Genomic DNA, 10,352 nt, shown 5'->3' with positions numbered 1-10,352 from the left:
TTCATCTCTGCATTGGCATGGCCTACGGCTTCAGCGTCTTTTGGTTGCCGCTGTCCAAGGCCCTGGCGGGCACGGATGAGGCGGCCTGCAAGGAGATTTCCCTGCTGGCGGCCCTCACCACCACCACCTGCAACTGGCGGGTGGCCGACATCCAGATCATGTACACCCTGTTCTTCGTCCTCCTGGGCTCGGCGGCGGCCCTGTGGGGCGGCTGGCTGGAACGGGTGGGGCCCCGGCGCGCCGGGGTTGTCGCCACCTTCTGCTGGTGCGGCGGCATGGTGGTGTCGGCGGTGGGCATCATGGTCCATCAGCTCTGGCTGGTGTGGTTGGGCGGCATCGTCGGTGGCGTGGGTTTGGGGCTGGGCTACATCTCGCCCGTCTCCACCCTCATCAAATGGTTCCCCGACCGGCGCGGCATGGCCACCGGCATGGCCATCATGGGCTTCGGCGGCGGCGCCATGATCGGCTCCCCCCTGGCCAACATCCTGATCAACCAGTTCAAGGGGCCGGACGGCCCAGGCGTGTGGCAGACCTTCCTGGTCATGGCCGCGATCTACTTCGTCTTCATGCTGGCCGGTTCCTTCGGCTACCGTATCCCGCCCGCCGGCTGGCGGCCGGATGGCTGGACGCCGCCGGCGGCGGCGCGGCGGGCCATGATCACCCACGGTCATGTCCACCTGGACAACGCGCACAAGACGCCGCAGTTCTGGCTGATCTGGGCGGTGCTGTGCCTGAACGTCAGCGCCGGCATCGGCGTCATCGGCATGGCCTCGCCCATGCTGCAGGAAATCTTCGCCGGCAAGCTGATCGGCCATCCCGAACTGGGTTTCGATCAGCTGGACCCGGGGCAGAAGACGGCCATCGCCACCATCGGCGCCGCCTTCGCCGGCCTGATCTCGCTGTTCAACATCGGTGGCCGCTTCTTCTGGGCCTCCATGTCGGACAAGCTGGGCCGCAAGATGACCTACTGCGTCTTCTTCGTCCTCGGGCTGGTGCTGTACGCGGCGGCGCCCAGCCTGGCCCGCGCCGGCAGCGTGGCGCTGTTCGTGCTGGCCGTGGGCGTCATCCTCTCCATGTACGGCGGTGGTTTCGCCACCGTGCCGGCCTATCTCGCCGACATCTTCGGAACCCAGTTCGTGGGCGCCATCCACGGACGGCTGCTGACCGCCTGGTCGGTGGCGGGCATCGTCGGCCCCATCCTGGTCGGCTACATCCGCGAGGCGGAACTGGCGCTGAAGGTGCCGAAGGATCATGTCTACGACGTCACCTTCTATGTCCTGGCGGTGTTCCTGATCATCGGCCTGCTCTGCAACCTGGCCATCAAGCAGTTGGCGGCCAAGTGGTTCATGAGCGACGCCCAGGTCGCGGCCCTGCAGGCCAAGACCGCGCACGCCAACGCCGCTGGCGGTTCCTTCGGCATCGGCCGGGGCGGTCTGAACGGCCCGGCCCTGCTGGCCTGGCTGGCGGTGGGCCTGCCCATCCTGTGGGGCGTGTGGACCACCCTGCAGAAAGCGGCGCCGCTGTTCAACTGATGCGCTGAAAAGTGCAGGGGCGGCACCGTTAGGCACCGCCCCTTTTCTTTACCCGCCCCTTTTGTCCCTAGCCCGCGACTGCGGGCGCCGGAGCTTTCCGGGGAGCGGAGCGGACTGGAAAGCGAGGATGGCAAGGGGCCGGATGGGCCCGCCCGCAGGGCATCCCAAAAATTACTGTGCCGTCCAGCCGCCATCCATGGGCAGGGGCACGCCGGTCATCTGGGCGGCGGCGTCGGTGCAGAGGAAGGCGGCCAGTTCGCCCAGCTCTTCCGGCGTGGTGAACTTCTTGGACGGCTGCTTTTCCGACAGCAGCTTCAACTCGGCGTCCTTCTCGCTGATGCCCTCCTTGGCCGCCATGTCCTTGATCTGCTTTTCCACCAGCGGCGTCAGCACCCAGCCGGGGCAGATGGCGTTGGCGGTGATGTCGATCTCGGCCGTTTCCAAGGCCGCCACCTTGGTCAGGCCGACCACGCCGTGCTTGGCCGCGACGTAGGCCGCCTTGTGCGGGCTGGCCACCAAGCCGTGGGCTGAGGCGATGTTGATCAGCCGGCCCCAACCCTGCTTCTTCATGTAGGGCAGGGCGTAGTGCATGCCCCAGAACACGCCGGACAGGTTGATGGCGATGATGGCGTTCCACTTGTCTTCGGGAAAATCCTCGATGGCCGCCGTGTACTGGATGCCGGCGTTGCTGACCAGCACGTCGATGGACCCGAAGGTTTCCACCGTGGTGTCGATCATCTCCTTGATGGAGGACGGCTTGGAGATGTCGGCGGCGTTGTAGGCGGCGCGCACGCCAAACTCGCTTTCCAGGCCGCTGCGGATCTTCTCGATCTCCGTCGCGTCGCCGAAGCCGTTCAGCATGATGTTGGCGCCCTTGGAGGCCAGGACGCGGGCGATGCCCAGGCCGATCCCGCTGGTGGAACCGGTGACGACGGCGGATTTACCCTTCAGCATGACTACCCCTATAAGTTGAGGATGTTCGGTGAATCTCGATTCCGTTGGCATCGCGCGGCCGACCATGGCGGCCGCCCCGTGAGCCTGGTGTGCCGCCCCTGATATAAGGCCATGTGTGCGCCGCCGAAAGCCCCGCCCACGGCCTAAGCCGTTGTCATAGGCCGATTGCCGCCGAAATCTACAAATCACGGCATCCGGTTCTGGTGCACCGGCGTCCTGGCATGCGGCGCCCGCGCATCAACGGTTGCCGGGTCATCACATAACTGTCACCGTCAACGGATATTACTGAAGGACACACTCTTTATTGCGGCCTGAAGGTCCGATCCCTCCTTGATCTTGATGCCTGAAGAGAGAGAGACCGGCATCCCCCGGCAGGGAACCCAGGGGCGTCCGGCCGCCGGATCGTCAGCGCCACCCCCTGCCGCCCCGCCGGCGGGGGAGGGGGCGTCCGTTGCCCTGCCGCCCCGCTGGCGCGACGTTGTGGCGCACCTGCATCCCGTCTTCCAACCCATCGTTCAGATGCGTACCGCGCGCGTGCACGGGCACGAGGCCCTGCTGCGCGGGTGGGAGGCGGCGGGCTTCGCCAGCTTGGTGGCATTGTTCCAGGCGGCGGAGGATGAGGGCGCGCTGCTGGCCTTGGAAGCGCACATCCAGGCCGCCGCCGTGGCCGCCTTCCTGGCGGCGGGCGGCACGGCCGAGGTGCGCCTGTTCCTGAACATCCATCCCCTGGCCCAGGGCCAGGTGCCGCCCGCCGCCGCGGGGAACAACTGCACCTGGTCTACGAGACGTCGGGAACAGCCCCCGTCCCAACCCGCGCCGGCCGTGACGGTGGTGACCGGCGGGGCCGGGTCGACGTCGCCTTTGACCGCTTCGGCGTGGGCATGGCGGATTTCCAGCGCCTGCTGGCCAGCCCGCCCAGTTATGTGAAGATCGACCGCGCCTTCATCAGCGGCGTGGACGGCGACCAGGCCAAACGCGCCTTGCTGGGCCAACTGATCGGCAGCGCCCACGCCTTGGGCTTGGCCACCATCGCCGTGGGTGTGGAAACCTCGCGTGAGTTCTATGTCTGCCGTGATCTGGGCTGCGACCATGCCCAAGGCTTCCTGCTGGGGCGTCCCGGCACCGGCTTGCTGGCCGACGTCAGCGAGATCGCCGAGTCCCTGACCCGCAGCGACCGCCGCCGCCCGTCCGACGCCCGTCAGCGCCTGTTCGAACTGATCGAGCGCATCGCGCCCCTGCCGCTGGAGGCGCCCAAGGCCAAGCTGCTGGAGTATTTCGGGAATCTGGCCGCCCCGCCGGTGGTGCCGGTGGTGGACCGGGCGGGTGTGCCGCGCGGCCTGATTCGCGAACGCCACCTGAAGCCTTTCGTCTATTCGCGTTACGGCACGGAAATCCTCCGCAACCGCGCCTTCGGCAACACGCTGAAGGATTTCGTCATCCCCTGCCCGGTCTGCGACATCGGGACACCCCTGGAACGTGTGATCGAGCTGTTCGCCGAGGCGGCGGACAGCGACGGTGTCATCATCGTCGAGGGCGGCGAGTATGTCGGCTTTCTCAGCAGCCAGTCGATGGTGCGCCTGCTGCACGAACACCGCCTGGCCACGGCGGTGGACCAGAACCCCTTGACCCGCCTGCCGGGCAACAACGCCATCACCGCCCAGGTGGAAACGCTGGTGGCGGATGGCGAGCGCGACCATGTCCTGGTCTATTTGGATTTCGATAACTTCAAGCCGTTCAACGATTATTTCGGCTTCCGCCAGGGTGATCGGGCCATCCTGATGTTCAGTGAGCAGCTGAAGGTCCAGGCCTCCGCCCTGGGGGGGTTCGCCGGCCACATCGGCGGCGACGATTTCTTCCTGTCCTGCAGCGGCCTGACGGCCGACCGGGTGCGGGAACGGCTGGTGGGCTTCCTGGGTCGCTTCCGCTCCGACGCCGAAAGCCTCTACGACGTGGAAACACGGGAGCGCGGGTGGTTTGAGGCCAAGGACCGCGAGGGCCGTGTCCGGCGGTATCCCCTGCTGCGGGTCAGCGCCGTCATGGTGCAACTTCTGGCCGGCGCCACCCGCCCGGGCCTGGAAACACTTGTGGAACTGATCGCCGTCCATAAAACTGCGGCGAAGGCGGCGCCCGACAACCTGTTCCTGGTGGCAGGATGACGGATGCGGCCGTCAGCCGGCCGGCCCCGGGTGTCACGGGGCACGGGCCCGAACATAAGACATTTGGGGCGCTACTCTCGTTGGTCAGGTACTCTTTCCACCACTCGGCGGGTGATCCGGCCGGTTCTGGCGCGGCCGCGGCGGGCATGGGCGGCGCTCCGACGGACGGCGCCGACACCCATGACAATTCGCTGGTGGGTGGAACGCCGGGCGGCGGCAAGGGCGATGACGACCCCCGCGTGGCCGGCTCCCGCTTCCACTGGTCGTTCTGGTCCTCCCTGTCGTTCAAGGAAGGCGTGCGCGGCGCCCTGGCCGCCCTGCTCATCGGCTTCGCCTTTTCCGCGGTGGAGATCGGCTGGGCCGCCAGCCGTGAGCGTGAGAAGGTCCTGACCATCATCGATGACATCGCCGCCCAGGTCGAGGGCAGCGCCGCCATCGCCGCGTGGAACCTGGATGCCCAGCTGGCCAACCAGGTTATCATGGACAACCTGAAGCTCCACGCCGTGTCCGGCGTGGAAATTCTGCTGAAGGATAATGAGCGGCTGGCTGGCGTGCGGCGCAAGCCGGCGCAGGACGGCTGGCTGACGGGGCCGCTGTCGCGCCTGGTGTTCGGCGACCTGTCCACCATCCGTCGCCCCTTGCGCCAACCCAACAGCCCCAATGGCGAGGTCATCGGCGAACTGCGCCTGGACCTGGACCCGGTGGTGCTGGCCCGTGACCTGTTGATCCTGGCCGGCACCGGCCTGGTCAGCGGCGTGCTGCGCAATCTGCTGCTGGGCCTGGCCCTGGTGGCGGTGCTGCACCGCTACGTGACCCGGCCGCTGTTCAGCCTGGGCCGGTCCATTTCCCGCATCAATCCCGACCGTCCCATGGAAACGGCCCTGCCGCTGCCGGCGGGGCATGAGCGGGATGAGCTGGGCTATATCGCCGCCCGAACCAACGAGCTATTGTCCCGCCTGGCCTCCAGCCAGGAGGCGCAGCGCCGCATGGCCACGCGCGACCTGCTGACCGGCCTGCCGAACCGCGTGCTGCTGACGGAAGAACTGGGCCGTTCCCTGCCCAAGGCGGAGCGGGCGGGCTATCACGTCGCCGTCTTCCACCTGGATCTGGACCGCTTCAAGACCGTCAATGAAAGCTACGGCCTGGACGTCGGCGACCGGGTGCTGCGCGAGGTGGGCGCCCGCCTGACCAGCGTGTTGCGCGCGGGCGACAGCGTGGCGCGCCTGGGCGCCGACGAATTCGCCGTGGTGGCCGAGGACATCGCCCAGCCCGAGATGGCGGCCCGCCTGGCCGAGCGCATCCTGGACACCCTGGCCACCCCTTACGCCATCGATGGCCATTCCCTGACGCTGACCGCCAGCGTGGGCATGGCGCTGTTTCCCGGCGACGGGCGCGATCCAGAACCGCTGCTGCGCGCCGCCGACGTCGCCATGTGCACGGCCAAGGCCGCCGGCGGCGGGCGCTACCGCTTCTTCGCGCGTGAGATGATGGATCGGGCCGTCGCCCGCCTGCATAACGAGACGGCGCTGCGCCGCGCCATCGAGGAAAACCAGTTCGTCCTCTATTACCAGCCCAAGCTGGAGACGCTGACCCGCAAGCTCAGCGGGGTGGAGGCGCTGTTGCGCTGGCAGAAGCCGGACCGTCTGGTCATGCCCGGCGATTTCATTCCGCTGGCGGAAGAAACCGGGCTGATCGTGCCCATCGGCGCCTGGGTGTTGCGCACGGCCTGTGAACAGGCGGCGCGTTGGCTGGCGGCGGGGCATTCCGTGCCCGTCTCCGTCAACGTCTCCGCCCGGCAGCTGCAGGAGGCGGGGCTGGTCGACCTGGTGGCGGATTGCCTGGCCAAGTCCTACCTGCCGCCCGAACTGCTGAACATCGAGATCACCGAGACCAGCATGATGCGCGACCTGGACCATAGCGAGGCGCTGCTGGCCCGGCTGCGCGACCTGGGTGTGGGCATCAGCGTCGACGATTTCGGCACCGGCTATTCGTCGCTGGCCTACCTGCGCCGCCTGCCGGTGACGGCGCTGAAGCTGGATCGGTCCTTCGTGAACGACATTCCCGCCGAAACCGCCATCGCCACGGCGGTTCTGGACTTGTCGCGCAGCTTCGGCCTCAAGACCGTGGCCGAGGGGGTGGAGACGGAAGAGCAATGGCATTGGCTGGCCCAGCAGGGCTGCGCCGAGGTGCAGGGCTTCCTGTTCGCCCGGCCCATGCCGGTGGATCTGGTGGAACGCGACTTCCTGAAGGGCTGAAGATTCCCCCCAGGAAATATGAGGGGGGCCATACAACCATAGGACAATACGCCGGGGCTCGGCGGCGGCGTACCGTGGCGCGATCCCACAAGCTTGAACCCTGAGCCAGGACGACGCCATGATCAAAGTCAGCGTGCTGTACGCCAGTGAACCCGGCGCCCGCTTCGACCACGATTACTACCGGGACCGCCACATGCCGCTGGTCCAGGAAAAGCTGGGCGCCGCCTGCCTGTTCTATACCGTGGACAAGGGCCTGTCCGGCGCCCCGCCCGACGAGCCGCCGACCTATGTCGCCATGTGTCACATCTTCGCCGAGTCCGCCGACAGCTTCTGGTCCGCCTTTGGACCGGTGGCCGAGGAGATCGTGGCCGACATCGCCAACTACACCACCCTGTCGCCGACCATCCAGGTCAGCGAGGTGGTGGTGGGCGCCGGCCCCGGCCGGGGTTGATCCTCAGCCGCCAGGCTCACCCCTTGGGCAGCGGGGCGTTCGCCAGTTCCAGCACCAGGCAGCAGCCGTCCAGGCGGGTGTGGTCGTAATAGGCCCGCCCATCGTGCAGCTCCGCGATGCGGCGCACGAGGTAGAGGCCCACGCCGATGCCGGGGATGCGCTCGGCCGAGGATAGGCGCACGAACTTGCCGAAGATGCGCTCCCGGTCGGCCGGCGGCACGCCGGCGCCGGCGTCGATCACGCGCACGGTGCTGCGCGTGGCGGTCTGCGCCAGTTCGACCCGGATGGCCTTGCCGGCGGGGCCGTATTTGGCGGCGTTTTCCAGCAGGTTGAGGATGGAGGTCTTCAGCAGGGCCGGGTCGCCCTGGATCTCCTCGGGCACCTCACCCTCCAGGCTCACCTCCTGTTCGGGATGCGAGGCGCGCAAGGACCGGATGGCCTCCGCCACCACCCCTTCCAGGGTCAGGGACTGGGTTTCCAGGTGCAGGCCGGGGGAGCGGTCGGTCTCACGGCGCAGGCCGACCTCGATGATTTCCACCAGCCGGTCCACGGCGCGGCCCATGCGCTTCAGCAGGTCATGGCCCTTGGTGCTCTCCGCCAACGCGGTGGCGCCCTTGATCTGCAAAATGTCGATCCCGGTGCGGATGATGGACACCGGCGTGCGGTATTCATGTGACACCATGTCGATGAACTGGATCTGCTCGCGCACCGCCTGGCGCTCGGCGGCTAGGGCCTCCTCCAGGCTTTCCTTGGCGGCCGACAGCTCGCGGGTGCGCAGCGCCACCATGTCCAGGGCCCGCTGCTCGGCATGGACGGAGGCCGACAGGGCGGCGGCCTGCGCTTCCTTGCGCTCCCTTTCCGACCGGCGCACGCGTGACGCGATGGCGATGTTCATCAGGATCATGTGCACCAGCGCCGCCGCCTGCGACACCGCCTCGGTCAGGCTGATCTCGGGGATCACGCCCAGGGTGCGCATGAAGCCCATCAGGGCGGCCATGCAGGCGGAGCCGAAGGCCAGGCTGTACATCAAGGCGCCCGGATGCCCCCGCCGCGCGAGCCAGATGGCGCTGCCGATATAGATGAACATGTAGGCCGACGTGACCGTGGCCAGCGTGGCGCCGGCCATCGTGTAATAGTCGGCGAAGGTGGCGACGATGCCCAGGGCGCCCAGAATGATGGGAATGCGGTTCAGCAGGCTGATCAGCGGCAGCGTGCGCCGCAGGTTCAGGAACTTCTCCGTCAGCAGGGCGCCGGCCAGGATGCCGCCGCTGACACTGCTGCCGGTGATCAGGTTGGCCAGCTTGGGCGCCGGCCCAGGCAGGATTTGCGCCAGCGCGCCGAAAGATCCGAAGGCCAGGCCGATCAGGGAGGTCAGATAGAGCGCGTAATAGAAATAGACCCGCTCCTGCAGCCAGTAGCTGTAGATGAGGTTGGAGATCAGCACCGCGACCGCCATGCCCAGCACGAAGCCCAGCCAGATGGACTGCACGCTGACATGGTTCATCAGCGGTATCAGCCGATGGACTTGGCCGCTGAGGATGGTGGCGCTGGTGGTGTGGATATGGATGTAGATCCAGGCTTGGCCGGCGCCATCGAACACCAGCGGCTGGGTGAAACTGCGGAAACGCAGCATGCGGTTGGCCGTGGGCTCGCTATCGCCCTGCACCGTCCTGGCATAGGCCTCGGCCGGCGGGGGCGGGGCGTCCAAGCCTGTGTAGGCGACATTGGTCTCCACCGTGTCAAGGAAACTGGGCAGCAGCTCCAGGTACCAGGTGTCGTCGCTTTCAGGCGCGCGCGCCACGCGCATCCTGACCCAGGTGTCGGTCAGGGTGAAGCCGCGGTTGAGGTTGCCGGCCAAGGGCTGGAAGCGGTGACTGGCTTCCCCCGCCGTCACGTCGGCCAGGGTCAGCGACCCGTCAGGGTCGACCAGGAATTCCAGATGGCCGCTGATGGACAACGTCCCCGCCCCAGGCCCCAGCCACAGGGGCGGCGCCGTCCAGCCGGCGGGGCCTGTCTCCGCCCGCGCGGGCAAGGCGCACAGCAGCGCCACCATGATGATCCACAACCAACCACCCCGTGGCCATCCGCTGGGGCGCCGCCAGGGAGGCGCTACTGGGGGCAGGGCGGGGGCCGTCATGGTGGGGTGGGGGATTACAGCTGCTTGATGGGGGCGGAGAACAGGTAACCCTTGGCATGGACGGTCTGGATAGGGAAGGCCTCACCCACCGCGGCCTCGATTTTCCGGCGCAGGCGGCTGACCAGCGCGTCCAGGCCCCGGCTGCCCTGCACCGTGTTGGCGTAGTCCAGCATTTCCAGCAGGGCGGTGCGGTCCACCGCCCGGCCCGGCTCCTGCGTCAGGGCCACCACCAGGTCGAATTCCTTGGCGGTCAGGCGCACGGGCAGGCCGCGGGGCGACAGGATGGACCAGCGCGAATTGTCCAGTACCCAGGGCTCGCTGGACGATGTTGTCTGCGGGGCGGGAAGATCGTTGATGTCCGGTCCGGCGGCCAGGCGGCGCGCCAGGTTGGTGGCGGCGATGGCCAGCTCCCGGCAGTCCACCGGCTTCACGAAATACAGGTCGGCGCCGCTGGTGAAGCCCTTCAGCCTGTCGTCCACCCGCGACCGGGCCGTCAGAATGATCAGGCCCATGTTGGTGTTGGCGCGCAGGAAGCTGGCGATGGCGTAGCCGTCCTGGTCGGGCAGGCCTAAGTCCAGGATGACGATGTCCGCCGGCTCCTTGGCGATCTGCTGGTACAACTCGAGGCCCGACCCCGCCGTCGTGACCGCCAGGCCTTGGCTGCCCAGGCAGTGGGCCAGTAATTCCCGAAGGTCCACATCGTCTTCCACCAGAACCACCCGCGGGGCGGCGGCTCCAACGTTCGAATCCAGGTCTGCCATAGAAAATCTTTTCTATTAAAAGGTTTTAGCGACGGCTCGGCTGCAAAATTTTCTGGCCGTGTCCTCCGATCGGCGCGGCCACTGGAACTATTCTGAGGCGCATTCT

At 67.5% G+C, this 10,352-nt stretch carries 8 protein-coding genes; 5 read left to right on the top strand and 3 right to left on the bottom strand.

Going from position 1 to position 10,352, the window contains the following annotated elements:
- The first annotated feature begins 17 nt into the window (after window positions 1–17).
- A complete protein-coding gene (locus UAA55_RS02825) occupies window positions 18–1,532 on the top strand; it encodes an OFA family MFS transporter (protein ID WP_322951150.1) in 1,515 nt (504 codons plus the stop codon).
- 171 nt (window positions 1,533–1,703) lie between these two features.
- On the opposite strand, the gene UAA55_RS02820 is transcribed toward UAA55_RS02825, so the two are convergent.
- Window positions 1,704–2,486 carry a 3-hydroxybutyrate dehydrogenase gene (locus tag UAA55_RS02820; protein ID WP_322951149.1) on the bottom strand — a complete coding sequence of 261 codons (783 nt, stop codon included), beginning with the start codon at window positions 2,484–2,486 and terminating at the stop codon, window positions 1,704–1,706.
- Between the two features lie 339 nt (window positions 2,487–2,825).
- Here UAA55_RS02820 and UAA55_RS02815 point away from each other — a divergent pair, with 339 nt between their 5' ends.
- The 4 genes from UAA55_RS02815 to UAA55_RS02800 all read left to right on the top strand — a co-directional run bounded on the left by UAA55_RS02815 (window position 2,826) and on the right by UAA55_RS02800 (window position 7,348).
- On the top strand, window positions 2,826–3,413 hold the full coding sequence (locus tag UAA55_RS02815; protein WP_322951148.1) for an EAL domain-containing protein: 588 nt from the start codon (window positions 2,826–2,828) through the stop codon (window positions 3,411–3,413).
- Window positions 3,368–4,642 carry a GGDEF domain-containing protein gene (locus tag UAA55_RS02810; RefSeq protein WP_322951147.1) on the top strand — a complete coding sequence of 425 codons (1,275 nt, stop codon included), beginning with the start codon at window positions 3,368–3,370 and terminating at the stop codon, window positions 4,640–4,642. Before UAA55_RS02815 ends, UAA55_RS02810 begins: the two co-directional genes overlap by 46 nt.
- 146 nt (window positions 4,643–4,788) lie before the next feature.
- A complete protein-coding gene (locus UAA55_RS02805) occupies window positions 4,789–6,897 on the top strand; it encodes a putative bifunctional diguanylate cyclase/phosphodiesterase (RefSeq protein ID WP_322951146.1) in 2,109 nt (702 codons plus the stop codon).
- A gap of 118 nt (window positions 6,898–7,015) precedes the next feature.
- Window positions 7,016–7,348 (top strand): EthD family reductase, encoded by a 333-nt coding sequence (locus UAA55_RS02800; protein ID WP_322951145.1) that lies wholly within the window; start codon window positions 7,016–7,018, stop codon window positions 7,346–7,348.
- A 16-nt stretch (window positions 7,349–7,364) separates the two neighbouring features.
- Here the strand turns inward: UAA55_RS02800 and UAA55_RS02795 are convergent, their stop codons facing one another.
- Together UAA55_RS02795 and UAA55_RS02790 are read right to left on the bottom strand one after the other, a co-directional pair.
- A complete protein-coding gene (locus UAA55_RS02795) occupies window positions 7,365–9,413 on the bottom strand; it encodes a sensor histidine kinase (RefSeq protein WP_322951144.1) in 2,049 nt (682 codons plus the stop codon).
- 86 nt (window positions 9,414–9,499) lie between these two features.
- The gene (locus UAA55_RS02790; RefSeq protein ID WP_322951143.1) at window positions 9,500–10,246 is read right to left on the bottom strand and encodes a response regulator transcription factor; all 747 of its coding nucleotides are present in this window, start codon (window positions 10,244–10,246) and stop codon (window positions 9,500–9,502) included.
- Window positions 10,247–10,352: the final 106 nt, after the last annotated feature.

The organism is Nitrospirillum guanabarense (assembly GCF_034653355.1).
Classification (GTDB): Bacteria; Pseudomonadota; Alphaproteobacteria; order Azospirillales; family Azospirillaceae; genus Nitrospirillum.
The sequence above is the reverse complement of the archived record's forward strand: the minus strand, read 5'-3'. Positions and strand labels throughout refer to the sequence as shown.

Excerpts from the sequence above, each read along its gene's own strand:
- UAA55_RS02810 (WP_322951147.1), top strand. The coding sequence starts at position 3,368 with ATGGCGGATTTCCAGCGCCTGCTGGCCAGCCCGCCCAGTTATGTGAAG.
- UAA55_RS02800 (WP_322951145.1), top strand. The coding sequence starts at position 7,016 with ATGATCAAAGTCAGCGTGCTGTACGCCAGTGAACCCGGCGCCCGCTTC.
- UAA55_RS02825 (WP_322951150.1), top strand. The coding sequence starts at position 18 with ATGGCCTACGGCTTCAGCGTCTTTTGGTTGCCGCTGTCCAAGGCCCTG.
- UAA55_RS02805 (WP_322951146.1), top strand. The coding sequence starts at position 4,789 with ATGGGCGGCGCTCCGACGGACGGCGCCGACACCCATGACAATTCGCTG.
- UAA55_RS02790 (WP_322951143.1), bottom strand. The coding sequence starts at position 10,246 with ATGGCAGACCTGGATTCGAACGTTGGAGCCGCCGCCCCGCGGGTGGTT.
- UAA55_RS02820 (WP_322951149.1), bottom strand. The coding sequence starts at position 2,486 with ATGCTGAAGGGTAAATCCGCCGTCGTCACCGGTTCCACCAGCGGGATC.
- UAA55_RS02815 (WP_322951148.1), top strand. The coding sequence starts at position 2,826 with ATGCCTGAAGAGAGAGAGACCGGCATCCCCCGGCAGGGAACCCAGGGG.